The 26,976-nt window shown below is 42.6% G+C and carries 26 protein-coding genes; 10 read left to right on the plus strand and 16 right to left on the minus strand.

Features of this window, described 5'->3' with window-relative positions; genetic code table 11:
• Window positions 1–2: 2 nt before the first annotated feature.
• Window positions 3–269, plus strand: coding sequence for a hypothetical protein (locus MIC7126_RS28040; RefSeq protein WP_017655280.1), 267 nt, complete (start codon window positions 3–5; stop codon window positions 267–269).
• On the opposite strand, the gene MIC7126_RS0121800 is transcribed toward MIC7126_RS28040, so the two are convergent.
• A complete protein-coding gene (locus MIC7126_RS0121800) occupies window positions 226–972 on the minus strand; it encodes a hypothetical protein (protein WP_193787693.1) in 747 nt (248 codons plus the stop codon). The genes MIC7126_RS28040 and MIC7126_RS0121800 overlap by 44 nt on opposite strands.
• 22 nt (window positions 973–994) lie before the next feature.
• Here MIC7126_RS0121800 and MIC7126_RS0121805 point away from each other — a divergent pair, with 22 nt between their 5' ends.
• Window positions 995–3,085, plus strand: a complete 2,091-nt coding sequence (locus MIC7126_RS0121805) for an S-layer homology domain-containing protein (protein ID WP_026100450.1) — start codon at window positions 995–997, stop codon at window positions 3,083–3,085.
• Window positions 3,086–3,213: 128 nt separating this feature from the next.
• Entirely contained in the window at window positions 3,214–3,873 is a 660-nt protein-coding gene (locus tag MIC7126_RS0121810) for a hypothetical protein (protein ID WP_017655283.1), read from the plus strand.
• Between the two features lie 106 nt (window positions 3,874–3,979).
• Here the strand turns inward: MIC7126_RS0121810 and MIC7126_RS0121815 are convergent, their stop codons facing one another.
• Window positions 3,980–4,447 carry an RrF2 family transcriptional regulator gene (locus tag MIC7126_RS0121815; RefSeq protein WP_017655284.1) on the minus strand — a complete coding sequence of 156 codons (468 nt, stop codon included), beginning with the start codon at window positions 4,445–4,447 and terminating at the stop codon, window positions 3,980–3,982.
• A gap of 219 nt (window positions 4,448–4,666) precedes the next feature.
• On the opposite strand from MIC7126_RS0121815, the gene cysE reads away from it, so the two are divergent.
• Complete coding sequence (cysE, locus tag MIC7126_RS0121820; RefSeq protein ID WP_017655285.1) at window positions 4,667–5,389, plus strand: serine O-acetyltransferase; 723 nt, start codon at window positions 4,667–4,669, stop codon at window positions 5,387–5,389.
• Here cysE and MIC7126_RS32300 read toward each other — a convergent pair.
• Together MIC7126_RS32300 and MIC7126_RS0121830 are read right to left on the minus strand one after the other, a co-directional pair.
• The gene (locus tag MIC7126_RS32300; protein WP_017655286.1) at window positions 5,386–5,520 is read right to left on the minus strand and encodes a hypothetical protein; all 135 of its coding nucleotides are present in this window, start codon (window positions 5,518–5,520) and stop codon (window positions 5,386–5,388) included. The genes cysE and MIC7126_RS32300 overlap by 4 nt on opposite strands.
• Window positions 5,513–6,523, minus strand: coding sequence for a sulfate/molybdate ABC transporter ATP-binding protein (locus MIC7126_RS0121830; RefSeq protein WP_017655287.1), 1,011 nt, complete (start codon window positions 6,521–6,523; stop codon window positions 5,513–5,515). Before MIC7126_RS0121830 ends, MIC7126_RS32300 begins: the two co-directional genes overlap by 8 nt.
• A 68-nt stretch (window positions 6,524–6,591) precedes the next feature.
• Between MIC7126_RS0121830 and MIC7126_RS0121835 the strand changes: the two genes are divergently transcribed.
• The gene (locus tag MIC7126_RS0121835; RefSeq protein ID WP_017655288.1) at window positions 6,592–7,179 is read left to right on the plus strand and encodes a Crp/Fnr family transcriptional regulator; all 588 of its coding nucleotides are present in this window, start codon (window positions 6,592–6,594) and stop codon (window positions 7,177–7,179) included.
• A 231-nt stretch (window positions 7,180–7,410) separates the two neighbouring features.
• Here the strand turns inward: MIC7126_RS0121835 and MIC7126_RS0121840 are convergent, their stop codons facing one another.
• A complete protein-coding gene (locus MIC7126_RS0121840) occupies window positions 7,411–8,034 on the minus strand; it encodes an NIL domain-containing protein (RefSeq protein ID WP_017655289.1) in 624 nt (207 codons plus the stop codon).
• A gap of 167 nt (window positions 8,035–8,201) precedes the next feature.
• Here MIC7126_RS0121840 and MIC7126_RS32070 point away from each other — a divergent pair, with 167 nt between their 5' ends.
• Window positions 8,202–8,576, plus strand: coding sequence for a hypothetical protein (locus MIC7126_RS32070; RefSeq protein ID WP_238553666.1), 375 nt, complete (start codon window positions 8,202–8,204; stop codon window positions 8,574–8,576).
• On the opposite strand, the gene cysW is transcribed toward MIC7126_RS32070, so the two are convergent.
• The 3 genes from cysW to MIC7126_RS0121860 all read right to left on the minus strand — a co-directional run bounded on the left by cysW (window position 8,573) and on the right by MIC7126_RS0121860 (window position 11,907).
• On the minus strand, window positions 8,573–9,445 hold the full coding sequence (cysW, locus tag MIC7126_RS0121845) for a sulfate ABC transporter permease subunit CysW (RefSeq protein ID WP_017655290.1): 873 nt from the start codon (window positions 9,443–9,445) through the stop codon (window positions 8,573–8,575). The two genes, MIC7126_RS32070 and cysW, sit on opposite strands and share 4 nt — an antisense overlap.
• Complete coding sequence (gene cysT / locus MIC7126_RS0121850; RefSeq protein WP_017655291.1) at window positions 9,432–10,301, minus strand: sulfate ABC transporter permease subunit CysT; 870 nt, start codon at window positions 10,299–10,301, stop codon at window positions 9,432–9,434. The genes cysW and cysT overlap by 14 nt, the downstream gene beginning before the upstream one ends.
• Before the next feature lie 478 nt (window positions 10,302–10,779).
• The gene (locus tag MIC7126_RS0121860; protein ID WP_017655292.1) at window positions 10,780–11,907 is read right to left on the minus strand and encodes a sulfate ABC transporter substrate-binding protein; all 1,128 of its coding nucleotides are present in this window, start codon (window positions 11,905–11,907) and stop codon (window positions 10,780–10,782) included.
• Window positions 11,908–12,307: 400 nt separating this feature from the next.
• Between MIC7126_RS0121860 and MIC7126_RS0121865 the strand changes: the two genes are divergently transcribed.
• A complete protein-coding gene (locus tag MIC7126_RS0121865; RefSeq protein WP_017655293.1) occupies window positions 12,308–13,444 on the plus strand; it encodes a sulfate ABC transporter substrate-binding protein in 1,137 nt (378 codons plus the stop codon).
• Window positions 13,445–13,976: 532 nt separating this feature from the next.
• Here the strand turns inward: MIC7126_RS0121865 and MIC7126_RS0121870 are convergent.
• Entirely contained in the window at window positions 13,977–15,377 is a 1,401-nt protein-coding gene (locus tag MIC7126_RS0121870; RefSeq protein ID WP_017655294.1) for a hypothetical protein, read from the minus strand.
• 392 nt (window positions 15,378–15,769) lie between these two features.
• Between MIC7126_RS0121870 and MIC7126_RS0121875 the strand changes: the two genes are divergently transcribed.
• Window positions 15,770–16,447: a hypothetical protein gene (locus tag MIC7126_RS0121875; RefSeq protein WP_017655295.1), complete on the plus strand. Its 678-nt coding sequence runs from the start codon at window positions 15,770–15,772 to the stop codon at window positions 16,445–16,447.
• A 147-nt stretch (window positions 16,448–16,594) separates the two neighbouring features.
• On the opposite strand, the gene MIC7126_RS0121880 is transcribed toward MIC7126_RS0121875, so the two are convergent.
• The 4 genes from MIC7126_RS0121880 to MIC7126_RS0121895 all read right to left on the minus strand — a co-directional run bounded on the left by MIC7126_RS0121880 (window position 16,595) and on the right by MIC7126_RS0121895 (window position 20,842).
• A complete protein-coding gene (locus MIC7126_RS0121880; protein WP_017655296.1) occupies window positions 16,595–16,903 on the minus strand; it encodes a hypothetical protein in 309 nt (102 codons plus the stop codon).
• A gap of 150 nt (window positions 16,904–17,053) precedes the next feature.
• Entirely contained in the window at window positions 17,054–18,238 is a 1,185-nt protein-coding gene (locus MIC7126_RS0121885; protein WP_017655297.1) for a chymotrypsin family serine protease, read from the minus strand.
• A gap of 352 nt (window positions 18,239–18,590) precedes the next feature.
• On the minus strand, window positions 18,591–19,811 hold the full coding sequence (locus MIC7126_RS0121890) for a HetZ-related protein (protein WP_017655298.1): 1,221 nt from the start codon (window positions 19,809–19,811) through the stop codon (window positions 18,591–18,593).
• Between the two features lie 371 nt (window positions 19,812–20,182).
• Entirely contained in the window at window positions 20,183–20,842 is a 660-nt protein-coding gene (locus MIC7126_RS0121895; protein WP_017655299.1) for an L-threonylcarbamoyladenylate synthase, read from the minus strand.
• A 117-nt stretch (window positions 20,843–20,959) separates the two neighbouring features.
• On the opposite strand from MIC7126_RS0121895, the gene larC reads away from it, so the two are divergent.
• Window positions 20,960–22,210 carry a nickel pincer cofactor biosynthesis protein LarC gene (larC, locus tag MIC7126_RS0121900; protein ID WP_017655300.1) on the plus strand — a complete coding sequence of 417 codons (1,251 nt, stop codon included), beginning with the start codon at window positions 20,960–20,962 and terminating at the stop codon, window positions 22,208–22,210.
• A 70-nt stretch (window positions 22,211–22,280) separates the two neighbouring features.
• Here the strand turns inward: larC and MIC7126_RS0121905 are convergent, their stop codons facing one another.
• Together MIC7126_RS0121905 and MIC7126_RS0121910 are read right to left on the minus strand one after the other, a co-directional pair.
• Window positions 22,281–22,886, minus strand: coding sequence for a DUF6658 family protein (locus tag MIC7126_RS0121905; protein ID WP_017655301.1), 606 nt, complete (start codon window positions 22,884–22,886; stop codon window positions 22,281–22,283).
• 88 nt (window positions 22,887–22,974) lie between these two features.
• On the minus strand, window positions 22,975–23,541 hold the full coding sequence (locus MIC7126_RS0121910; RefSeq protein ID WP_017655302.1) for a DUF6658 family protein: 567 nt from the start codon (window positions 23,539–23,541) through the stop codon (window positions 22,975–22,977).
• A 478-nt stretch (window positions 23,542–24,019) separates the two neighbouring features.
• Here MIC7126_RS0121910 and MIC7126_RS0121915 point away from each other — a divergent pair, with 478 nt between their 5' ends.
• Window positions 24,020–24,940 (plus strand): lysylphosphatidylglycerol synthase transmembrane domain-containing protein, encoded by a 921-nt coding sequence (locus MIC7126_RS0121915; protein ID WP_017655303.1) that lies wholly within the window; start codon window positions 24,020–24,022, stop codon window positions 24,938–24,940.
• Here the strand turns inward: MIC7126_RS0121915 and MIC7126_RS0121920 are convergent.
• Window positions 24,933–26,252, minus strand: a complete 1,320-nt coding sequence (locus tag MIC7126_RS0121920) for a hypothetical protein (protein ID WP_017655304.1) — start codon at window positions 26,250–26,252, stop codon at window positions 24,933–24,935. The genes MIC7126_RS0121915 and MIC7126_RS0121920 overlap by 8 nt on opposite strands.
• Window positions 26,253–26,976 lie beyond the last annotated feature (724 nt).

Here is a 26,976-nt window from a genome sequence, read left to right on the forward strand (position 1 = left end):
CAGTGGAAGCGAAATACGGTAACGCCAAAGCAGAAGCTGCTACAGCCTGCGCGAAATACGGTAACGCCAAAGCAGAAGCTGCTACAGTCGAAGCGAAATACGGTAACGTTTTAGCAGAAGCTGCTACAGTGGAAGCGAAATACGGTAACGTTTTAGCAGAAGCTGCTACAGTGGAAGCGAAATACGGTAACGTTTTGGCAGAAGCTGCTACAGTGGAAGCGAAACCTAAAAATTTAACAGTTGTCCACCCTTCAAAGAGCATAACCTGAGGTTTCCAGAGCTAGCAGGAGCACCATCACTTACCCACCCTTTCTTAGGAGAGCTAATAGCCAGCCAATGTTCCCCATTCACCTCGACAATAGAAGCGGGGAAACTATCTAGTTTCACAGTTCTTCCGTGAGCAACCACTCCCAATCTGCGAGAATTTAGCTGAGGTTCTTGCCAAATCACCAAGCTTTTTTTCGTGGGAGAATTGACCCGCAGACAACTAACCGTGCCCAAGCTCCTTTTGATTGCAGTGCTGCTATAACCTGGAACAAACCGCCCTTTTACCCAACAGCCAAACTCGACTTTTCCTGTACCAATGCGATTGACGCTGTTACTCAATCTAAACCAATAGTTAACTTTTGCATCGGATTCTGAACTAGTTTTACAAAAATTTTCAAAATCCAAATATCCCCCCAACTCCAAATTAGAAAAACCAGAATCAAAATCCGCTTGGGAAATTTCTGCTTGTGGTCGCCATAAACTCCAGCCTGGTTCGGGTGATTTGCCCGGTTGATTGGGATTGTCAGAATTAGCTTGGACAACTAGGGGTGTGAATATAGGTAATATACCAAATATCAAGCTGAAATAATGAAAAGATAAAAATTTCATATTTTCTAGTTTGGCAAAATTAGTCGCTAAGTTGAGAGAATTAGCGATCGCCTTTTTTATACACAAAAATGGTACAACGAAGTGGATTAGTACCAAATACTTAACTTCTCAACAACTCATGGTGAACTCTAGCCTAGCTACCACACTCTATGTCAATCCGGTGACGGGAAATGATGGTAATGCTGGTTCGCGGTTGAGTCCCCTGAAAAGTCTCACCCGCGCTTTAAAAATCTCCACAAAATCCACAATTATTCAACTCAGTTTCGGCACATATCACGTCCCCACTGGTGAGGTGTTTCCGCTAGTGATTCCTACGGGGGTGATTGTCGTGGGTAACGAACCCAGCAAAGGTGCGGGTATCGTTATTTTGGGGAGTGGGACATATCAAAGTCCCAGTTTTGGTGGACAGAATATCACAATTTTATTACTCGGTGATGCTAGTCTCAGGGGTGTGACGGTCACAAATACCACAGAAAAAGGTACTGGTGTCTGGATTGAATCCACAGCCCCCACTTTAAGTAATAATACTTTTATCAACTGTGCCAGAGAAGGTGTCTTCGCCACTGGTACTGCTAAACCCGCAATTCAAGATAATGTCTTTGTCCAGAACGCCGCCAGCGCCTTAGTTATGGCTCGCAATAGTAAGGGAGAAGTATTAAGAAATACTTTCCAAAAAAACGCTTTAGGGATCGCCATTAGTGATGCCGCTGCACCATTAGTAGCAAATAACATAATTACCGAAAATAAAACAGCGATCGCTCTCTCGCGGGACGCCCGCCCAGTGCTGCGACAAAATCTCATCGCCAAAAACTCACAAGGTGGTCTATTAGTCAACGGTAATGCTATTCCTGACCTTGGTAGTATTCAAGACCCCGCTGACAATATATTCCGTGAAAACAAAGAATTTGATTTACAAAATATTACACCACAGCAATTAATTTCCATCGGCAACCAACTCAATCCTACCTTGGTAAAGGGAGCAGTAGACTTTCTCGCAGCCACAGCCGATTCTCCCGGAGCGATCGCCGTGAGTACCAGTTTCCCCGATTTAGGTGGACATTGGGCAGTGGTTTTTGTGGAAGCCTTGGTGAGCAAAGGTTTGATTAGCGGTTTTCCCGATGGCAAATTTGGGCCAGAGTCCCCCATCACACGTGCCCAGTACGCTGCTATAATTGCCAAAACTTTTCAGTTGCCTGCTGCTAACAAAAACAGTAATTTTACGGATGTAAAACCTGACTTTTGGGCAAAAGCAGCCATCATCAGCGCCGCTAATATGGGTTTTATTAGTGGCTTCCCCGATGGGACATTTCGACCAAACCAAAACTTGACAAAAATCCAGGCGATTGTATCAATTGTTAATGGCTTGAAATTTAGCGGAGGCAATCCCAATGTGTTAACTACATACCGCGATCGCGCCCAGATACCCAGTTATGCTACCAATGCTTTAGCCATTGCTACCCAAAAACTTTTAGTTGTCAACTACCCCGAAGCTGAACAACTAGAACCCATGCGGGAAATCACCCGCGCCGAAGTAGCAGCCTTAATTTATCAAGCCCTGATCGCTATTGGCAAAGAAAAAGCGATCGCCTCGCCGTATATTGTCAATCCAGGAATTGATCTTCCTTCTTTTAGCGACTTGCAAGGACACTGGGCCGAAATGTTTATTCGGGCACTAGTCAGCATGGATTTAACCAGTGGTTTTGCTGATGGTAGTTACCAGCCAAATCAACTTATGACTCGCGCCCAGTATGCAGCTTTGATTGCAGTAGCCCTCAACCCGGTGGCTAAACGCCCAGCACCAGAGTTTACCGATGTAGCTGAGAATTTTTGGGCAACTAAAGCAATTCAAATCGCCGCTAGTGGGGGTTTCGTCAGCGGATTTAGCGACAACACCTTCCGCCCTAATCAAAACGTACAGCGACTGCAGGTGATTGTCTCCTTAGTTAATGGGCTAGCCTTAGCCCCAGCTAGTAGCGACCTTTTACTCGCCTACAGCGATGCTGATGCCATCCCAGACTATGCCAAAAAAGCGATCGCCACCGCTACAAAGCAACAAATTGTTGTTAACTATCCACAACCTCAACAACTCCTCCCGGCGCGAGAAGCAACACGTGCTGAAGTAGCCGCTATGGTATATCAAGCATTAGTTGCCATTAATCGAGCACCGATAATTAACTCACCCTATATTGTTTTGCCTGCAATCAGTTGACCAAGTAAAATAAAAAGCACCGCCTTTTAACTTGGAAAAACCTAGGCCAATACCCTATAGCTAAAAGCACGTTAGGCTATATGCGATGGGTGGGAAATTTAACCTGTTGCCATACAGCAAATAGCCCCATGTTTACACCAGTTCCAGATAGCTCACCAGATTTAGCGACAGCCTTATTAATTCACTATAGTTTTGATCTTAGTGGTTATAGTGCTGGTGAATTAATTAAACGTTGGCAAGCGCATTATCCTGTAGATTGGCTGCATCTAGCCGTGATTGAAGCACTATATCAAGGTCGTTATAAAGCAGTTTCAGTCCAGCAAATCCTGGCATTTTGGCAGCGAAGAGGTCAAGCTATTTATCATTTCAACATGGAGTTTGAAAGGATGATTTGTAGCAAATTTCCCGAAAGCTTAACTGCACCTACCACACTAGTTCTTCCACCTGCGAAAAGAAACTTTTCTTCGGAAAAGAGAAATCCACAATTAACATCTACCCCAAGAAAGACACCGCCCCTGCAACTCGTCAGCAGTGAAGAAAAACCACTTCCCAGTGAAGAGATAGAAAGCAACATTACCACCCCCGCACCACAACCAAGTTCCAATTCAGAAGGAATTCGTTCTCTGGCTTCACAACTTTCCACAATTCCCCATAAACTCAGTAAGCTATTACCACCCGCCGTAAATCAACGAAAAATTGGGCAATTTACCCCAGAAAAAAGCGATCGCTCCGACTCTTTCACATCCAAACTCAAAGCTATCTCCAGCGAGCAAGTATCGCCCTCCTAACTCAGTAAACCTCTTGCAAAAGTATCTTTTCTACTTTCTGTTCCCTGTTCCCTGTTCCCTGTTTCCGACTTCTGCAAGAAGTCTAGCTTTTTCAGCCCATTAACCGCTAAATGTAATACATCGGACTGTGCTGGGCGCGAGCTTCTCTTTCCTGACACAGATCCTGCAGTGTATACCCACTCAACACCTCAATGGAAGCGGTGTTAGCTTTATCCCAAATTTCATGTACCAGAGTTCTTTCTAGTGTGGCAGCTTCAGAAGTGTCTTTTTCCTTCCGCTCACCTTCGACTAAAGTGACAATCTCTAATAAGGTGATCTGCCAAGGTTCACGAACTAAAGAAAAACCACCTCTAGAGCCGCGTTGACTTTGCACCACACCAGCACGCCGTAGGTTAGTCAAAATTTGTTCTAGATAGCGTTCTGGTATAGGTTGCTTGGCTGTGATTTCACTCATCGTTAGCGGCACTTTTTGCCCATGATGGCTAGCTAGTTCTAAAAGCGCTAGCAGCGCGTATTCAACTTTGGAAGACAGATCCAACAGAGGGTAGTTTTGGCTATTCAATTCTCTACTCAAAATACTACTGTATGTCGATAGGATTATGTATTCTAGGGGAAAATAAGTTTCACAGATGGTCGGCTATGATACCATCTCACCTATTTTATACATAAAATACACAACTCTATCGACTTACCGTAGATTATCCTACACAATATTGATTAACGGGTGAAAATTTGGCAGAAATTATTCTGCTGCTTAAAACCACCACCGCTCAACAATCATCTCCACGAATGTATGTTAATTAGAGATTTGCAAACAATTTATGAACGCGATCCGGCTGCTCGTAACTGGCTGGAAGTTCTGTTTTGCTATCCTGGACTGCAAGCTTTAGTGTTTCATCGCCTAGCACACTCGCTGTATAAACTGGGTATGCCTTTTTTACCCAGATTCATTTCACATATTAGTCGGTTTTTGACAGGAATTGAAATCCACCCAGGGGCAGTGATTGGCGATGGTGTATTTATTGATCATGGCATGGGTGTAGTCATCGGCGAAACAGCGATCGTTGGTGACGGCGCCCTCATTTATCAAGGCGTCACCCTCGGTGGTACCGGTAAACAAACAGGTAAGCGCCACCCCACCCTAGGTAGCAATGTTGTCGTCGGTGCTGGCGCCAAAGTCTTAGGAAATATTCAAATTGGTGATCATGTCCGCATCGGTGCTGGCTCAGTGGTGCTGCGAGATGTCCCCAGCAACACAACCGTAGTCGGTGTTCCTGGCCGCATCACTCGCCAGAATAACACCACTATCGATTGTCTCGCTCACAATAAACTGCGAGATGTGGAAGCCGAAGCCATCCGCGCCCTATTTGAAAGAGTTAAAGCTTTAGAACAACAAATTGAGGAATTCACCCCATCGAGCTTATCCCTAACTCCAGCACAGCACGAACCTGCAAACTGCAATAAATTGGATACAAATCGAGTTATTGACGAATTTCTCGATGGTGCGGGGATTTAGGTTTGGGGATGGGGGGATGGGGTGATGGGGTGATGGGGTGATAAAGCTTGCGCCTTTAAACCTGAAACTTGGACTTCAAAACTCCCCACCTCCCCACCTCCCCACCTACCTACACTCCCCACATCAAACATAAGCCGGAAAAACTCTGGCATTTTTGGGTTTAACGTACACGCGCTGATTTTGTACGAGTTGGAGTTGATTAAATTCCTCTCGGCTGAGGTGAGCATTGACTCTCACACCCAGGTCTAGAAGCAATTCGACTCGAATTTCCCAGCCGAGGTGAATTATGTGTTCAACTTTCGCAGGTGAGCCTTCTTCGGTTGCGTTGATTTGAATAGAAATATCATGAGGGCGTAAAAATACCTGATCTGATGGAGATACAGAACGATTGTGTGGTTGGATTCCGGAATCACCGGGTAAAACGTTGACTGGGCCGATAAAACTCATGACAAAGGGTGATGCTGGATGGTCGTAGATATCGGCGGTTGTTCCTACTTGTTCTACTCGCCCTTTATTCATCACCACAATCTCGTCAGCAACTTCCATCGCTTCTTCTTGGTCGTGGGTAACAAATACTGTTGTCACATTTACATCTTCATGCAGATGTCGTAACCAATTGCGTAATTCTTTACGAACTTTGGCGTCTAATGCCCCAAAGGGTTCATCTAACAGTAAAATTTGAGGTTGTACGGCTAGCGATCGCGCTAGAGCTACCCTCTGTCTTTGTCCTCCAGATAGTTGCGAAGGATAGCGATCGCCAAAGCCTTGTAATTGTACTAACTCTAACAGTTCATCTACTCGGTGCTTAATCTTATTTTTAGAAGCTTTGCGGAGTTCCAGCGCAAAACCGATATTTTCTCGCACTGTTAAGTGCTTAAATAAAGCATAATGCTGAAATACGAATCCAATGTGCCGTTCTTGTACACTCTTGTGTGTAGCATTTTGACCAACTAACCATATTTCACCTGAATCAGGCTTTTCTAGCCCCGCAATCATCCGCAACAAGGTGGATTTTCCTGAGCCGGAAGGGCCTAATAATGCTACTAAAGAGCCTGTTTTAAACTCTAAACTTACTTGATCAACAGCCTTAAAGGAACCAAAATGCTTGGAGACATTCTCAATTGCAATACCCATAGCTGATGAAAACCTGATATACCTATATACTACTAATAGTGTATCGGAAAACTGTATTACACACAATAATGTTTTTAAACTCAGGTGTTTCCAATCAAATCAGTAATTATACTAAGCAGACCTTTACACGGCGAACGTTTTTACCGGAACTGAAAAATACTCTTTGGCAGATTGAAACAGGGTTTGTCCGGACGTTTACTTATTTAGAAGACGGTACAACCGTAGCTTTGGGCTTGTGGGGGCCGGGAGATATCGTCGGTAGAGCACTATCAAACTTGGAACCATATCAAATGGAGTGCTTAACTAAAGTAGAGGCGAAAGTTTTCCCGCTAGAAAATTGGTATCAACCAACACAAACCTTGCTAGCACATATTCAACAAGCAGAAGAGTTGATGGTGATTCGTAGCCATAAGAAAGTAGATACCATGCTGATCAAGTTATTAGCTTGGTTATCGAAAAAGTTTGGTTCAGAAGTAGAAAAAGGACGTTTAATTGATATGCGTCTAACACACGAAGACTTAGCAGTGATGCTGGGATCAACTCGTGTTACCATTACTCGCGTGCTGGGACAATTTGAACAAGAAGGTTTAATTGACCGCCTTTCGCTACATCGCATTGTCTTGCGAGAAGAAGACATTTGGTACTATGAAATTTAGGCATAAAAAAAGTATGAAGTATGAAAAAAGTATGAAGTATGAAGTATAAAGGATGAAAAAAGTATGAAGTATGAAGTATTGTAGGGTGTGTTAGAATGCAGTTCATAACGCACCAGAAGCATCGATGAAGGTGCGTAACGCTGACGCTAACACATCCTACGCATTTTTTCTCCAAATCAAATCAGATTCCTATATTTCAGACTTCAGACTTCATACCTCGGACTTCAGACTTCAGTTAGTCCAAATTGGGATACCTAACCTTTCTAAAAAACTCAAGCTGTAGCTGAGTTGTTGAGTTCTACCCCACAAATCCAACTCAAACCAGCCATCATCTTCTGTATCAGGTTGCAGCAGAGCGCTGGTAATATTTACTGTTAACCCATAACGAGATACCAACTGAGAAATTATAGGTTTTTGGTAGTAGCTTTTTAAGATACACAACTGTAAACGTAATCGATGGCTTTGTCCTTGAGAAATCAATTGTGGGAATTGTTCTTGCCATTGAATTTTAGTAAATTTTTGGTTTCTATGAGTAATTTGCGGATGGGATTGATACTTTGCTTCGACTGAATTTAGTAAAGTCATTTTCTGCGCTTTGGGTTGAATTTGGTTAGCGATCGCCAAATCAACTAAATCCACCCCCAATCCTTGCAAATATGACAAGCTATTAGTTAATTGTTCAGGACTTCCCGAAAGTTCTAAGTCAAACCAGCCGTTACTATCACTACCCCATACCAAAGAAGCCGCTTTGATATTAACAGTTAAACCATAGCGAGACACCAATCGAGAAATCACAGGTTGTCGATGATACCGCTGTGGTACAAGAATTAAGCTGTGAACTGGGTTAGATGTCATTTAATAATAGGGGTTAGAGGTTAGGGATTAGGGGCTGGGAGTGTGGGAGGTGGGGAGGTGGGGAGGTGGGGAGGTGGGGAGGTGGGGAGGTGGGGAGGTGGGGAGGTGGGGTGATGGGGTGATGGGATGATGGGGAGGTGGGGTGATGGGGATTAAAGTTTGAGCCTTTGAGCTTGAAGCGTGAGCCTTTGAGCTTGAAGCGTGAGCCTTTGAGCTTGAAGCGTGAGCCTTTGAGCCTCAAGTGTCAGCCTTGGAACCTCAAGCGCGAGCCTTGGAACCTCAAGCGCGAGCCTTTTAACCTCAAGCGTGAGCCTTTGAGCCTGAACCGCGAGCCTTTGAACCTCAAGTGTGAGCCTTTGAGCCTGAACCGCGAGCCTTTGAACCTCAAGTGTGAGCCTTTGAGCCTCAAGTGTGAGCCTTTGAGCCTGAACCGCGAGCCTTTGAGCCTCAAATGTGAGCCTTTGAGCCTGACGCTTTCATCCCCACACCCCCCACACTCCCCATCACCCTACCTCCCCATCACCCCATCACCCCATCTTTAGTCAACATCTTTAATGCGGGTTTTCCGTTCTAGAATCTCCTTCAACACCAAAGTGACGACTGCTAACAGCGCCAACAATACCGCTGCAGAGAAAGCAGCTTCGGTTTCATACTGTTTATAAGCGTCTTCCACAAACAGTGGTAAACTTTGGGTTTTATCAGCAATATTTCCTGATACCACAGAAACCGCACCGAATTCACCCATTGCTCTCGCATTGGTCAAAATTAGACCATAAAGCAAGCCCCAACGAATGCTGGGTAAGGTAACACGCCAGAATACTTGCCAATCTTTTGCACCAAGGGTTCTAGCGGCTTCTTCTTGATCACTACCAAATTCTTCTAAAACTGGAATTACTTCTCTAGCGACAAAAGGCATACTCACAAACGCCGTAGCTAGTACCATACCAGGAAAAGCAAAGATAATTTGGATATCGTGTGCTTGTAACCAAGGGCCAAACCAGCCATTGCGCCCATACAGTAGGACAATCATCAATCCAGCAACTACGGGAGAAATAGAGAAGGGTAGGTCAATGATACTCAAAACCAGAGCGCGACCGGGAAATTTGTGACGAGCGATCGCCCAAGCTGCACACAATCCAAATATGGCATTCAGCGGGATGGAGATCAAGGCTAACAATAGTGTTAACCAAGCTGCGTGGATGAAAGCGGGGCGTGCTAAGTTAGTGAAGAATGGCCCTACTCCTTTTTGAAAAGCTTGGACAAAAACGTTGAATGCAGGGATATATTGGACTAAAAATAAATAGGCGATCGCAATCCCAATTAATAGTGTTGGTACCCAACTTTTTTCCTGTTTTGGTACATCTGAAGACGATTGATTCGCAGTTTTTTGAATCACATTATCTCTTGTCATATCTTCTTGACCACGCTTGTAATAAATTAATTGCTATCAGCAACACTAAGGAAATGGATAATAAAACCATGCCAATCACAGTTGCACCAGAGTAGTCATACTGCTCTAATCGCTGAAAAATCAGCACAGGTGCAATCAAGTCTTGAAAGGGTGTATTGGATGAGATAATTACAGTAGAGCCATATTCCCCAACAGCGCGAGAGAAACCCAAAGCCACACCAGTCAAAATTGTTGGGAATAAAGGTGGAAAAATCACTTTCCAGAAAGTTTCCCACTGAGAAGCACCCAAAGACCAAGCTGCTTCTTCCATTTCCCGTTCCATTTCCTGAAGTACAGGTTGTACCGTCCGCACCACAAACGGAAGAGAAATAAATACCATCGCTACAGCCACACCCAAGCGAGTAAAAGCTACCTTAATTCCCAATGGTGCTAATAGTGAACCAATCCAGCCATTATCGCTGTAAACTGTTGCCAGTGTTAACCCAGCAACCGAGGTAGGTAATGCAAAGGGTAAATCTACCGTGGCATCAATAATGCGTTTCAATGGGAAATCGTAGCGCACTAGTACCCAAGCTATCAATGTTCCAAAGACGCCGTTGAGCAAAGCTGCTAACAATGAGGTGACAAAGGTGACATTATATGTAGCTATTGCTAACTCGCTTGTAGCAATTTGCCAAAACCTCGCCGGCGGTTCAGTACTTGCTTTCAAGAACATCGCCGTTATCGGTATTACCAGCATGAATGTCAAGTATATTAGCGTAATTCGCCAAGTCCAGGGAATCTGATTTAACTTAGTTAAAAAAGCTTTCCAGCCTGGAGTTCTACGGTCAATTTGTGCAGAAGGAAATAAAGCCATAAAGAAGTATGAAGTCTGAAGGATGAAGGATGAAGTCTGAAGTATGAAGGTTGAAGACGGAGAGATCTGGCCGCAGGCTAGGATGAAGGTTGAAGACGGAGAGGGCTTGATGCAGGCTAGGATGAAGTAAGAATTGGCACAAGCCAAGTGGAATAGTGGGCGAAAAAATCAAACTTTTTTTCTTAGTTCCAGCCCCATGTGTTTATGGGTAAGGTAATTTCCATTGGTATCAACTTAACGTGAAAGCCTTGTCCCGCCTCAGAATGAATTCTGAGTCTCATAGCAAAAGTCATCTCAAGATGACTGAAAATTCTCACAAATCCCTAGTCTACTTCAGTAGACTTTAGTTATTAGCCTTGAACTTCAGTTCTGGGCGGGTGTGGAAGCCAACAGATAAGCCATTTCTCGCCTAAGTTGACACTAATGGGTAATTTCATACTTCATACTTCAGCCTTTAGCTGCGTAAGCTCTCTAGGAATTACCGCTGTTTTTGGGCTATAATCTTGTCAAATACGCCCCCGTCTGCGAAAAACTTCTCATCGACCGCATCCCAACCGCCATAGTCTTGGACTGTACCCAGAGTTTTCACTTTCGGAAATTTAGCTGTCACTTCTTTAGTTTGGGATAGTTTTTCATCCACGGGACGGAATCCCAATTTAACGAATTCTTCTTGTGCAGGGGGGGAATAAAGGAATTTGACGAAAGCTTCTGCTACTTCCCGATTACCGTGCTTATCCACATTTTTATCGACAACTGCTACTGGGTTATCAATGGAGATATTTACATCAGGAATAATGTATTCTACCTTACCGCCCTTTTGTTGCGCTAAAATCACTTCGTTTTCATAGTTAATCAAAGCATCTCCCTGACCTTGCTTGGCAAAGGCATCAGTTGCTTCACGGGCATCTTTGGTGAGAATTGGTACGTTATTGTACACTTTAGTCACAAATGCGGTAGCTTTCGTATCATCGCCACCGGTTTTAATGACAGAATTCCACAAGGCGAGAAAATTCCATTTAGCGATCCCAGAAGTTTTGGGGTCAGCGGTGATCAGTTTTGTCCCGTCTTTAGCTAAATCTTCCCAAGTTTTGATTCCTTTGGGATTTCCTGGACGAGTGATAATTGCTGCTACTGATTTAGAAACAATACCGTTGTTGGGAACTTCGTTTTCCCATCCTGGCTGAATCAGTCCCGCTTTTTCAATTTTCTGGGTATCTCCAGCTAGTGCCAAGTGAACCACATCAGCTTCTAAGCCGTCAATAATAGCGCGGGTTTGAGAACCAGAACCACCATAACTTTGCTTGAAGGTGACTGTTTGCTGATGTTCTTGTTGCCATTTGCTGACAAATTTGGGAATAATCGCCTCATGGGCTGCTTTGGTGACAGCGAAAGAAACGAGAGTTAGCTCAACATTTTGCTTATTGGCAGCAACAGGGCTAGCGCCTGGGGTTTCGGTGGTAGAATTACTGGCAGTGTTTCCTGAGCAAGCTGCAACAGCCACACTCAAGAATATCCCTACTAAAAATAGTGATGCCAAGCTTTGAAAAGATTTTACTCTTTTATAGTTGGATAGCGATCGCTGATAAATTCGCTGCCACAAAGTCATTTTAGATGCTCCTCATAAAATCTACGGTTATTCGACATAAATACCGTATGTATAGTTTATGGTAATAGATGATTGCAGATATCACTAGCAAAACACAATAGGTAAACTCCACTTTGTCGATATAAATTAGGGTGATGTTAACACTCCCGGAGTCGTTAGCACTATTGTGAAGTAATTGCATACAACATTTTATAAAAATTGTCAAGATAAATCACAGTTTGCTGATGCTAAATTAACGAAATAATACATCTATTTTTCTACCAACAAACCGTAGTTTTTGCATCAAAACCTCTTGATTTGTCTAATTCCATCTGGTAGTGTGTTCTCTCATAAACATTTACTACTGCATTCCGATAGAGTTTTCGGATTTTAAAGAAATTACCTGAGCAAATTGCAACCCATGACACACCAAGAGTCGCAAAAATTACCAGCCTTAGGCACTGTAAAACAGAAGCTACAAGCATTTAAATCTTCTATCAACAAAACCTCAGCCTTATTGCTAGTCACAGGCTTAGGCGTTAGTACTTTTGTGCCGGTTTACGCACTAACCAAATCGTCGCCCACAGCATCTGTGCAGAGACAAACTCAACTCATTAGTCAAAAAGGTACTAAAGAAATCACCCTAGTTTCCTATGCAGTTACCAAAGCTGCGTATGAAAAAATTATTCCCCAGTTTGTCGCCAAATGGAAAAAAGAAAAAGGTCAAGATTTGGTAGTTCGGGAAAGCTTTGGTGGTTCTGGTTCTCAAACGCGTGCTGTGATTGATGGTTTAGAAGCAGATGTTGTTGCTTTAGCCTTAGCTTTAGACACAAAAAAAATTGAACAAGCAGGTTTAATTAAACCAGGCTGGGAAAAAGAAGCTCCTAATGGCGGCATTGTAACTCGCTCAGTCGTTGCTCTAGAAACCCGTCCTGGTAATCCGAAAAAGATCAAGACTTGGGCTGATTTAGCCAAACCCGGAATCAAGATTGTCACTGCTAACCCCAAAACCTCCGGTGGTGCGCGGTGGAATTTCCTAGCCTTGTGGGGTTCTGTGGCGAAGAATGGCGGAAATGAAACCCAAGCGCTGAATTACGTCACCCAAGTGTTTAAGAATGTAGCTGTGTTACCCAAAGATGCGCGGGAAGCCAGCGATGCATTTTATAAAAAAGGTCAGGGAGATGTGCTGCTGAATTACGAAAATGAAGTACTCTTAGCTGCACAACAAGGAAAAGCCGACTCAGTTTTTGAGATTCCATCTGTGAACATTTCCATTGATAACCCAGTAGCAGTCGTCGATAAAAACGTCGATAAGCGCGGTACTCGTGAAGTATCAGAAGCCTTCGTCAAATTTTTGTTTACACCAGAAGCACAGCGGGAGTTTGCTAAAGTTGGTTTTCGTCCCGTTAACCCCACAGTAGCGAAAGAAGTCCAAAATAGATTTCCCAAAATTTCCCGACTCTACACCGTTGGAGATTTAGGTGGTTGGGATAGCGTCCAGAAGAAGTTTTTTGATGATGGTGCCATTTTTGACAAAATTCAGAGCGGAAGACGTTAAACCAATTCGCAATTCGCAATTCGCAATTCGCAATTACGTTTTGTGATGGGGATTTAGACCCCACCACAAAACTTACGGATTTTAGAATCCGGGGACTTAAACCCACGAAATTTTGTTAAAAATAGGGGTCATATCAATTCGCAACTGGGAAAGTCAGATTCTGCAAAATTCATTACTCAGATCCTTTCCCTAGTCCCTAATACCAATTCTCTAAATTTTGGCAACACATTAATAACCTGTAGGGGCGAAGCCTACGCCATACGTGTCAACTTAACGTGAAACCCTTGTCCCACCTCAGAATGAATTCTGAGTCTCATAGCAAAAGTCATCTCAAGATGACTCAAAACTCTCACAAATTCCTAGTCTACTTCAGTAGACTTCAGCTATAAGAGAGGGAATTCATTCCCGTGGTAGGTAAGCCCTGCGATCAGCCATCTGTGGCTTAAGTTAACACCAATGAGCCTACGCCCTTACAATAATCTGTACCTCACCAAGTTGTATGTTTCACGTATAAAGATAACTAGGATAATAGTCATCTATTTCTGCGGATAATACCTTGCCAGTTAATTCTTTGTTTTGTAGAACGCCCTGCTAAAGAGCGAGTGACGACAAGTTCAATATCTACATTCGTACCGGGAATGAGGACAGTACCGGGAAGTTTCAGCTTGCCTAAAGCCAGGATAAAACGGTTATAGTCGCGGGTGATCAGTTCCGTGGGTAAATTGCCTTCGTAGACAGTTTGGTAATCAAAAGAGCCAGCTAAGTGATCCTGCGATCGCAATTTTAGCCAAAACTGAGTTTGGATCACATCAGATTTTGCTGCCAAATCGACAATTTTTAAATTGAGATTGCGTTCAACGCCCTCAAATTCTGCCACTGCTAACCGTGTCACATCTTTTTGCGGGATAGCATGATTAACAGTAAAAGTCGTTAAATTAGCCTCAGTCTGGCTGCTACCTGCAACCCATAAATCTTCAGGAAAAGTTACTTCAATTTGTTGATTATCGTTTAAATTTAATTTGGCGATTTGATTACCAAAACTCGCAATCGGTTGTTTCTCCTGCCAAACTAGTTTAAAAGTTCCTTCTAGGCGTTGAGCAAATTCTCTATATTCGTCAGCAATCACAGAACCAGGAGCCAGCAAAGAAGTAGCGCCGGTGCGAACATGCCATTTATTTTTAGAAAGATTAAACTGCTTTTGCGTCAATTCTGCAATTGTCATCTGCAAACTTTGCAAATCACCTGCTAAGGATTCCTTACCTTTAATAATACTGAGAGTACCTAGGCGTCCTTGGTTGCCATTTGTGCCATGATTGCCATATCTACCATCTCTGCCATCTTGACACCTGTAACTCCTTCTAGTGCATTTGTAACCGGGTGTACCGGGAGTCCCCTCGCAAGTTTCAATCTCCCAACTGTCTCGGCGACAACGACAACCCGCGCCACCATAGCCACCCTGACCGCCACGCCCAGCTTTTCCACCCGGTGCGCGGACAAAAATTTTCTGCAAATCAGCCAAATTATTGTAGTAGACATTCACTGAACCGCCATTCCCCGCATCACCGCCCCTACCACCATCGCCGCCATTACCGCCATCGGGTGCCTTCTGGTCGTGGTTGACATCCTTTGGTTGTTGACCACAATGAGGCTGAGAACCGCGTCTACCGTCCTCCCCATCTTCGCCATCCTCACCAGACAGGTCAAGATTAATTGGTGATGCATCGATAAAAATCGTTTGGTTTTGACCGTGACGCCCATCTCTACCCGATCGCCCGTCACTGCCCTTGCTGCCATCTGTGCCATAATTTTTACTTGACTTACTGTAGCGATCGTCAGCTTGTGCTGGACAAAAAACTGAACCAGAAGCAGGAATAAAGCTGGAAAATAGACAGAATGTGATGAGAAATGGCAGTTTTAAAAAATGCTTAGGCATCAGTGGAGATGTGATTTGTTGTCTCTATTGATGACGCTGCTTTTCAGTAATTTGCTCCCGGTTAGCGGGGTTTGATTAAAGCTCGGAAATAAAGGGAATAGGAAGAAATGGGGGTAGAGGTATACTGAGTTTTTTGATAAATCAAATATGAGTCTTATAACCATCAATATTTTGTTCCTTTGCCTCAGCATATAGTGTTTAATTACTGTTATTATTCATCGGAACTAATTGAGGAATTATCGCGTCATTTTTTTGAGAAGCTTGAATCAGTATGTCAGAGAGTGTTTGACAATTAATGAGCTATTTTTAGAAAGCTAGTAAGTCGTAAACTAAAGTTTTGCGACTGACAATTACCGTCAGATTATTCGTCTATTATTGACTGATATTAAGCTATGAAAATTCTGCCTAAATCACCGTATAGTGATTTTGAATCTATTTCTTCGAAGTTATTTATCATGGATGTTAAAAGATTAATATCTTGCACAATGTTAATGTCATTAGTTGCAGCAGCAAGTGGTGTTGCCGCTCAAGCAAATGAGCCGTTGTTAGCGCAATTTGAAGCTCCACCTGGAACTAAACCTGTTTCAGGTATTGAACAAGTGAAGCAGCAAAATGAGCAATGCTTGTTAGGTATTAACGGTGTGACAGGATTGGGTAGTGGCAAAGATGCCAGCGGTAAGGATGTAATAATTGTTTACTTAATCAATGCTAATGACCAAAAATATATTCCCAAAAAACTTAATGGCTTTGCAGTCCAAACTAGAGTGACTGGAACTATTAAACCTCGTGCTCAATTTGAAGTCACACCCAGAGTCAAGATTTCTGCAAATAAAAATAGTTTTGGAAAACAATTGGCTCAACCCAAAAAAATTGACCAAGTGAAGCAGCAGTATGAGCAGTGCTTGTTAGGTATTAGTGGCGTGAACGGAGTTGGTATCAGCAAAGATGCGAATGGGAAGGATGTAATTGTTATTTATTTGCTCAATGCTAATGTGCAAAAATATATTCCTAAAAAGCTTGATGGCTTCGGGGTACAAACTAAAGTAACAGGAGTTATTAAACCTCTTTAAAAAGTACCAATTAGAGATGTTGCATTTTAACGTTTCTACTTCAAGATTTATTCAAATTTAAATCCCAGATTTGCTCAATAAATCTGGGATTTAAACTGCAACTTTTATTAATGTGTAATTTGAAAAGCCCAATAGTAGAGTTTGTATTTAAAGAGCGTCAATTTGTCCTGTGACTTCGCCACGAACTGGCACCCCTTCTAACTGGTTTGGCAAGCGGTTGAGCACTGTAGCATTGATGACACCAACGATAATAGCTTCTTTTTTTGGTTCAACGATGCGATGAGATATCATAACTACTCCCGGAATTGCCAGTAGATTGGCTTCGTGGCGTTGAATAATGCTTTCTATTTGGCTGTCTGGTGGTGATGGTGTTGGTGAATAATCTCGCGGCCCCATTTCTAGTCCTAACTCAGTTTGGTTAGGTATTTGGAATTGTGGTTGTTCAGCGTTAGTCATAAAAAGCTCCACGCGATCGCCTCATCTCAATCCTAGTGGAAAATGCTCCGCCTCATGATGAAGAGGCGGAGGTTTATAGTCAGGACTTTAGTGCTTCAAAATCTAGAACTAAAATCCTGACTACGAGCTGATCCACCATTGAGGAGTCGTCTAGGTGTAAAGGTTAATGTCTAGAGCTGCGAGTACCCTTTGAATCTTGTTAGCGAAGGTATAGCCCCCGCCACCAGCGAATAGCAAGCCCACAGGTGCCCAACGATTGTCCCAAGTCCAGATCAATGAGCCGGAGTCGCCACCAGCGCTAAAGGGTGAGCCGGATGTGCTTTGAATCGTGAGTTGATCTCGGAAAAGTGCTACGCGACCACCACCGTAGTTGACGTTGATTGTGGCTGACAAATCGGTAATGCGTCCTTGAGTCAGATTTGTTGTCCGTCCTGTTTTACCAACGACTTGGTTGATTGTTGGTGCTACGGGAGTGCTATTGATGCGGAAGTAAATTTCACTTCCACCGCTCTCATACTTCAACTCGGGGCGTACACGGTCTGGCCAAGCCCAAGCTGTGGCGGCGTCAACATAGTTAGCTCCACCGGCAAAGTTGATTGGTACCCAAGACTCCAGGATTGCAACTTGGTCAGCCGGATTGTTACCACCATCTAAACGCCCTGGCTGGAGGATGGCGTCACCAACACTGGCGCTATTGGAATTAGCCAATACGTGGTTGTTGCTGAGAATCAAGAGGCGACTAGAACGAGGAGCGCGATTCCCCCTGCTCAATGCGCCTAGTGTCCCTGCTGTGATAGCAAAATGACCCACGGAAACACCTCCTGGAGCGGGACGGAAGCGAGCACGCTGATTAAGTGCATCGATGTGACCAGTGGGGATTTGGTTAATGGATAACTCGGTGAGAGCACGTGTACCAGCTATTGCAGACAGTTCGCTCAATAACTGCTCTGTGCTGAGGGTATCGATTGTGTAGATATTGAGGGAGAGTTTTCCGGGTGTGGGATTGCTGCTCAGACCTGAAAGTATGGATTGAGCATCAGGGGAGCCAATCCCTACGCCCACGATGTTGGAACCGCCTGCTTCCCGTGCTGAGGTTGCAGATGCAGCGATCGCTTGGGTTGTGGCGACCAAACTTTTCTCGATCTCGTCTTTTAAGGAAAGGAGATCTGGGTCTACTTGAGACAGAATTTCTTGGAGGGCTTGTGCTGCTGCTTCAGCCTGCAAACTTTCTTCGTTTCCTGGTGGTAGAAATCCTTCTGTTCCAGTCTCGTTTAGAAATGATTCTTGGGGATTGGAATTACCAGGGTTGTTAAATTCTTGTGGTGTGTTCGACATACTGTTTTTTCTGTTGATTTATCTCGTGAGTACATATTCAAAGTAGCTGCCTGTACTTAGGGATGAATAGTACCCATAAGGGTTATATTTGCAACAGAAAAAAAGTATTCTTCAATACAATAGACTGCTTTTAGCCATGAAAAAAGGGCATTACCCCCATTTATCTACTTGGTAAGTAGAGTTGATGGAGGTGAGGTGAGATATTTAATTGTGTTCACGATTGGCAATGAATAAAATGTTAGCTGAATTGATTAAAAGAACAGAAAAAATTGACAAAAAAACTGTTACAAATTCACTTATTTGCTGCAAAAAATCTCAATATTGCTATCAATTGAATACTGAAAAGATAGCTTCAATTTGCCTTAATTTCATGATTACCGTTGCGGATAGCCCAGGCCATATCTAAGAGTTGTGTCCAGCGCTTTTGTAGTTGTTTGGGGGTGCATTTAATGACTTTAGCGATCGCCTGATCACCATGCTGTGCTATCTTCAAACTGAGGATTTGCTGCTGCTCCTGGGACAGTTGAGCTAAAAACATTTCCCATTGTGGCGCTGACAGACCTAGCTTGTGTTCTAAACCGGCACCTAGCCATTGGTGTACTAATTGCCAATGATGTTGCTTGGCGAACTTTTCTACATGATATTTAAAGCGTTGTTGGAGATAATCGCGCTGACGGCTGGTTAAACCGAGAATTTGGTCAATTTCGGGTGCAGAAAGGTCTTGTAATTTCAAAGTCAGGTAATTAACACAGTCAGATTGACCTTGAGACTCCAGATATCTAATTAATTCGGTAACGACGCGATCGCGTTCTGATTCTTCAGAAGGATCGAAGTTGGTTTGTGCTACCATTTGCGATCGCAGTTGCTGTACCGCTGAGTTACGTTGATAAGCTTCTGCTTCTTCGCCCTTAGCCGACTCTACCGCCATTTCAATATCCACAGTGGTTTCCTGGGGTTGGCGACGAGCGAATCCTTGAGCACGCAAAATAATCAATTGCTGACTAGCACTACCATGTAAATTAATGCGGCGCTTGGCATACTGTTCTGAAAATGCCATATATTCTGCTAATTGCAACTGCGTCCGTGGGGTGTAATCTTCTGGGAGTTCATTTTCCCGACGAAAAGCTTTGATAGCTTCGATATAAAAGGCTTGTAGGAAATCTTCGATTAAATTATAGCGACCTTCAAACCCTAATTCTGAACCAGCGGTAGTAACATGTCGATAAACTATCGCACCTAAGTTACTATGTAATTCTACGCGCCCCCGCTTGGAACCCAATTGATAATAACGCAAACATTTTTGCAGACGATGCCTTGCTAGTGTCAGCTGCCAAGATTGAATCTCGCCAGATGTTTGAATGCGGGAGCTTTTATCGCAAATGCGTTCTACTTCTCTAGCCATGCGTCTGGCTACAGCTTGTACACAACCGGATGCAGCTTTCACTTGGGCTTGCATTTCTTGACACAACAATTGCATCAGGGTGTCTATTGTGCCGGTTGATAATTCATCAGTCGCAGCGTAGCCGTTAAAAGCAGATGAGGAAGTTGGTAGACTGGCAAGATTAGCTTTCATGAATTTTCCTAGATGTGGTATCGCACCGTAATTACAAAACCAAGTCAGCACAACAAACCAGTCCTGATAGAAGAATTTCTCGGCGTTCTTCTATTGAGACTTTCAGCGCGTGCTGCTCACATATAAGACTGTAGGAAATTTGTAAAAGTTACGGGCGAGGTAGTGTGTCGGTTTTTTCACAAGCAACTGCATTAGGGCTGAAATTGGCAGATTCAACCTATGCTAAAAATAGTTAGAACTATTGCTGGGCTTAACTTGATCACCATTGCCTTTTCGGCACTCGCAGCTCGCCTAAGTATGACGATCGCAGAACTGGAGTCTTTTTTATCATGTTTTCCGAAATAGACTGGTGAGTTGATGAAGCGCGGTGCTTACACCCATGCTATTGCTGCTTCCCAGCCTAAACCCCGTCGTGTAATCATTGGTTCTTCTCCCGTCAAATCTAAAATCGTGGACACCTCATAAGTCGGTTCTTCGCCAGTGTCTACAATGACATCTACCAAAGTGTCTAAACGGTCAAACAGTTCTATCTGAGACAGAATCGGCTTGAGGCTATTCTCAACTATTTGAACATCTGCTTCATCAGGTGGTAAATGGGCTGAAGTGGAAATAATCGGATTTCCTAAAGCAGACAGTAACGCTAGACATACAGTATGATTTGGCACTCTGATTCCCGTGGTCTTGCGCTTAGGACTTTGTACCAGCTTTGGTACTAATTTAGTAGCGGGTAGCAAAAATGTATATGGCCCTGGAATCAAACGCTTCATAATTCGATAAGCTGTATCACTTACAGAAGAATAAGTTGCCACATTAGATAGAGAGGGACACAAAAAGGTCAGAGGTTTATCATTTGCTAACTGCTTAATTTTCCTGACGCGTTCCACCGCCGATCTGGCATTCAAATCGCAACCAATTGCATAAACTGTATCAGTAGGGTAGAGCATGACTGCACCGCTAGAAAGTGCCGATTTTACTTCCTCTATTCGGCGATTTTGGGGATTATCAGGATGGAGTGTGAAAATTTTTGCCATAAGGGCTGGGGATGAGGGACTGGCGGCTAGAGGCTGGGAACTAGGGATGAGGGATTAGGGAGGATGGAAAATTATTCTTGACTTTTGACGAACAATCAATAACAAATGACAAAATCTATGACTAAAATTGCTTATCTTCAATGTCCGACGGGAATTTCTGGTGATATGTGCTTGGGTGCTGTGGTGAGTTTGGGTGTTCCCATTGAGTATTTGGCTGAAAAACTCGGTGGTTTGGGAATCGCTCACGAATATCAGTTGCGGACGGAATTTGTGCAGCGCAACGGACAGCAAGCAACTAAAGTTCATGTGGATTTGGTACACGATCACCACCACGACGATGCACATAGTCACCATCATGGACGCCACTTACCGGAAATCGAGCGCCGGATTCTCCAAGGGGGGTTGCCATCGAGAGCAGAAGCCTGGAGTTTAGCTGTTTTCCGGCAGCTAGCAGTGGCAGAGGGGGCTGTCCATGGCATTTCTCCGGAAAAAGTTCATTTTCATGAAGTTGGTGCTGTGGATGCAATGGTCGATATTGTGGGTACTTGCTTGGGGTTGGATTGGTTGGGCATTGACAGCGATAATGAGGGATTACCTCTACTTTATTGCTCGGCGTTTCCCACTGGTGGGGGAACGGTTCGCGCCGCACATGGTCAGATGGCGGTACCTGTACCAGCGGTGTTGAAGCTGTGGGAGATGCGGAGTTGTCCTGTTTATAGCAATGGTATTGAGCGAGAATTGGTGACACCGACGGGCGCAGCGATCGCCACTACTTTGGCTAGAGAGTTCGGCGCGCCACCACCAATCACTATTCACCAAGTAGGACTAGGCGCAGGCAGCATAGATTTGCCCATCCCCAATATACTACGGCTCTGGATGGGGGAAGTGACAAATTGCCACTTAGATTTGAGTCAAGCGATGGAAACTGTATCGGTGCTGGAAACTCAAATTGATGACTTGAATCCCCAGGCGATCGGTTATGTGTTTGAGGCGTTGTTCGCGGCTGGTGCTTTGGATGTGTTCACTCAAGCGATTGGGATGAAAAAGTCTCGTCCAGGAATTTTGTTAACTGTGATCTGCTATCCGGATCTTTTACCCAGTTGTGAAGCGATTTTATTCCGGGAAACGACGACTCTAGGAATTCGACGGACGACGCAACAACGAACTGTCCTCAAACGAGAAATTCAACATGTGGAAACAGAATATGGGGCGGTGCGGGTGAAGGTAGCGTGGCAAAATCAAGAGGCGATCGCTAATGTGCAACCAGAATATGAAGATTGTGCAGAATTAGCACGCAGACATAACATTCCTTGGCGGGAAATTCAGCAGCTAGTGCTACAGAATTGGTATTTAGAACACAAGAACTAGATATATCAATTAACAATTAATAATAGAGACGCGAGATTTCGCGTCTCTACAAAATGAACTGTGTTAAATCCTAATCTACTGATTTAACTGCTCTATTTACAGATGCGGCTGCGTCTTCAGCTGACCGCTGAATATTTTTGCCTGCATCTTCTGTTGCACGTTGCACATTTTTTGTCAAGTCTTTAGCGGCTTGTTGGGTGTTTTCTTGAATATTTTCTATTCCTCGCTGAGTTCCCTCGCTAACACCTTGTCTGACGTCTTCAACTGAATTACTAATATTTTCTCCCAGGCGTTTGACTCTTTCACCTAAGGGTGTACCTTGACGGAAATTTTCCACATATTGATCGGGGCTGTCAATGCCTTTTTGTTCAACATTTTTGCGAGCATTATCGCTTAAGGCTTTAGCTTGAGCGTCGGCTGCTTTTTCAGTTGCTTTTGAGCGGGGATCGACATCACTAAAGTTGTTTATTCCTCCTTCATAAGGAGTTTTAACTTCATAACTTTTTGTAGGATCATATCTTTGGGCATTGGGTGGTTGAGCGCCAGGTTGTGAAGGCTGTGCGGCTATATCTGGACGGTTACAGGCTTGGGCAATCAATAAAAATACTCCCGCTAAAAACACTGTTAAAATCTTCAAAGGACGGAGGTTTTTTACCCAAGAAACTATTCTTTGCATGTTGCTACTCCTTGTTGTTTTGTCGTACTAGTAGATTTTTTTATTTATGCAAAAATCTACAATCTTCGCTGTCTACTGCACAATAATTCTACTTACCAACTGCTGGATCTTTCTGTAGTTCAGGTCTTGCGCTTGCTTCATCTGCTTTGTTTTTTAAAAAGCTGGAAGCATCTTCAACAGATTCTTTCACAGTTTCCAGACGTTCTTGAATTCGAGTTTTCAAGTCTGGGTTATTCTGAATCAAACCGCCTGGTTCAGGCTGTTGGAAGTTCTCTTCTGTAATAATTGGTAATTCTTGTGCTTTTTCAGATCTACCTGCTGGTGTCTCAGCGCCAGGATAGAGGATTTTGGATTCTCTATTGGTGGCGATCAAGTACTGTGAATTTAGCTGTAAACTGGCTTGATCGCGTTCATTTTTATTCTTTGAGTTGGTTATTTTTGGGTCAGTGGACTCTTGATAAATAGTGTATTTATCGCCGCCGTTTTTATATGGGTTGTTAGCGCCACCTGCTTGGACAGCAGGGTTTTGGGGGTTAGCACCTTGAATATTTGCTCCACTACATGCGGTGGTAAATATCAATAACAGTCCAGCGAAGAAAACAGTTAATACTTGGCGCGATCGCTGTTGTTTCCAAAAAGATATCAGACCGCTCATTCAGACCTCCTTACAACCGCAGATTATTTACTAAATCGTTTCACTACTTATTAGTTTTACGATTTGGTTCTCTGGTTTTAGTTGATTATTTTTTGAATATCCGTCATCTAATATATACATTCAAAACATGCTTTTCCTCTAGCGTAGGTCTTAGTATTCCTAATACCAAGATATTTTTTTTATCTAACTGTAGAGAGATTCATCTTTTGTCAGCGCCATATTACCGCTTTTTGTTTATGTAAAAGTATAACGATATCTCTCTGAGATCCTCTCAAAGTTTAGCTGGCTTATGGTTGAAAAATAATTCAAGGTTATAGCAATTCTGTTTATAGCAGAAATATATTTTTGTTGTGGACAGGTTACAGTGTAACGGTTGTAAACTCTTGCCTGCAATTTTTTCAAAAGCTGTTGACGCTTAGGTAGTGTACCATAATATTTGAAGTATTTAACCCTCAGTTTTTAACTATACTCTACTGTGATGCTGAAGCAAATTTTGCGCTGGCTAATTTTAGTTGGGACACTATTTTTTTTATCGAAAGCTGTGTATGATCACTGGTTAGAAGTGACAGCTATCCAAATTGATGAAATAGGATGGGCAATTTTAGTGATCGCTACAGGTATGACTTTATTAGCACATATTTGGGCAGGCTGGATCTGGACTTTGATTTTGAAAGAATTAAAGCAGCCTATAGAATCTTTTCATTTTATCCAAGTCTATCTAAAAACTAACATTGCTAAATACTTACCAGGGAATGTATGGCATTACTACGGGCGAATTGTGGCGGCAAAAAATGCTAATATTCCTACTAGTGCAGCTACTTTAAGTGTTCTATTGGAACCGCTGCTTATGGCGACAGCAGGTTTGATGATGATTATTTTATTTGGTAGTCAATTAGCTGTGAATCAGACAAATTTTCTACTGCAAATCTGCCAATTTATGATTTTAATTTTGGTACTTTGTGCGATTAATCCTGGTTTTTTAAACTTAGCTATTCGCTTTTTACACAAGTGGAAAACTAAAAAATCTCCCCAAAATAACGAGTCAAGTATTAACTTATATATTGAGCGCTATCCTCTTCGTCCTTTGTTAGGAGAATTGGCATTTTTATGGCTGCGTAGCACTGGGTTTATTTTAACTTTTTTTGCTCTCGGCCCATTGCATATCCATCAAATTCCTTTGTTGCTGGGTGCGTTTAGTTGCGCTTGGTTGCTGGGGTTGGTGGTTCCCGGTGCGCCTGGGGGACTGGGTGTGTTTGAAGCAACAGCGATCGCTCTGTTGCAGCATCGGTTTCCAGCGGCTATAGTTATTAGTGCGATCGCTCTTTATCGTTTAATCAGTATAATTGCAGAAACTGTCGCTGCTGCTTTAGCTTGGCTTGATGAACGTCTATCTACTTAATCTGTGAAAACACGCGATAAGCATCTAGATTTAACTGAGAATAAGAAGCTGGTTGATCTGCTTGCATTTTAATCAAGTTATATTCTACATTTTCTGCATAAATCGCAAAGGTGATATTAAAGATTTCCAGAAAATGGATAAACCACTTGCATTCATTTTCCGGATACTGTTCATAATAATTAATCAGGTGAGCAATCCGCAGCTCTAAATGACTGCGCGCGTGCTTACAAATGAGAATAATCTTGAGTAACATAATAATTAATGTCAAGGGATTACCCTGCGAGAGTAAGACAACAAATAACTGTGAAGGTTCTTGTCCGTTCTCTGTCGTTAGATAATCAATGAGACGATTGCAAATTCTCAAAAGTAAATTTTTATTGATATTTTCTTCGTCATACTCAGTTCTCCACTCAGATAATTTATCTGCTATCTGCTGCTTAACAGTCTCAACATATTCTTGATTTTCTATAGTATAAAACAAATATTTTTGTATACTATTTTTAAATGCTTGTATGGGTTGATTTTGCGTTTGCTTGAGAAATATATTCGCTAAATTTTCATGACTAAATACACCTTTTTTCACCACAATCATCTTAATCAAACGTAAAACATAATCTCCGAGGATACTGGGATTTTTATAACGCGTGGCGCTAGAAGCAGCGGATTGAGAACGCGCAATATACATTGCTAGCTCAAACTTAAATTTATCTTTCATCTGTTTAGAAAGTTTTTTGGCTGCTTCTTGTTGCTCTTTAGAGCGATTGGTGTCAAAAGATTGAGCAACTAATAAATAAGAACTGTAGCGGTTAGCCCAGTGACTATTATTATTTGGTTTTTGTATAGGCTGATGATATTTATGTGTAAATGATTTTAATTCTGCATAATCATCGCTATTAATAAAATTTTCTAACCAAATCTTATATGTATTTACTTGCGGATTACTTGTCTTCAGCCAGAACTGGTATTTAGCAAGTGTGTACAATAATTCTTGAATATATTTATAATTTCTTTTAGATTCCCAATTATTGATGATGATGTAACAACAACGTTTAATAGTATGTTGAAATTCTTGCTCATTGGTCACATAAAAACTTGCTTGTTTTTTGAGGTTTTTATGTATATTTTCTGAATTAATAAAATCTATAATTAAATGCTTAAACTCTTGCAAAACTTCTTCTGGTGAACATGTTTGTACAATTTCTACTAAGAAGTTGTAGAGTCGTTCTTGTGCAATCTGTAGATTAAGCTGCTGAGAATTGCACTTAAAAATATCTTGATGTTCCTGATAAGGTTTTAAACTATTAGCGGTCATGCGAGTTTCTCAGACCAAATATTTTACTGATTTTATTTACAGCTTAACCTTGGTCAGGGATAGTATCAATGTGTTGTTCAAAGTTTAAGTAATTTTTTGACAGAGATTTAATGAACTCACGAAATCAATATCAATTATTTAATTAAACTTGTTGAAAAATTCAGAAAGGTACAAGATTTATGGCAATTTTTAGGGAAAGTCACGCAAAAATGAGCAATCGCGTCTTTAAACCTCAGTTCAGTGATTATACGAGACTTGAATCCTGAAAAACTCTATACTTGAATGAGAAATATCAATTTATTGTGAGATGCTTTGCGAAGCTGCGCCAAATCTGAGCTTTTTTCAACGCAACTTTTCATGACACAGTTACGCGAAGTCCCCAAATAATGAGGCGCGTTTTCATAAACTATTGGTATCAGGAGCAGTATTATCTTTTCTGCTCGGGAACTGCTACGTAAAGGTTAGTAAAGCACAAAACTTTACGTTTCTTTGGGGCTAAAAACTTTTGTAGAAACGCAAAACTTTACGTCTCTACATTTAAAACTTTAGTGGGGGTGGAGGGACTTGAACCCTCACGACCGTTTAAGGTCAACGGATTTTCATTCTTTCGCAGCTTTCGCTACTGCCTAGAAGGTTTGACTATCATAGGCTTTAAGAATTGGACTCTCCCTTTACCCTCGACTTAACGTTAGGGTAGCTCCCGTCGTGTCTCTGCACCTTCCCG

The sequence above is a fragment of the Fortiea contorta PCC 7126 genome, from assembly GCF_000332295.1.
GTDB lineage: Bacteria > Cyanobacteriota > Cyanobacteriia > Cyanobacteriales > Nostocaceae > Fortiea > Fortiea contorta.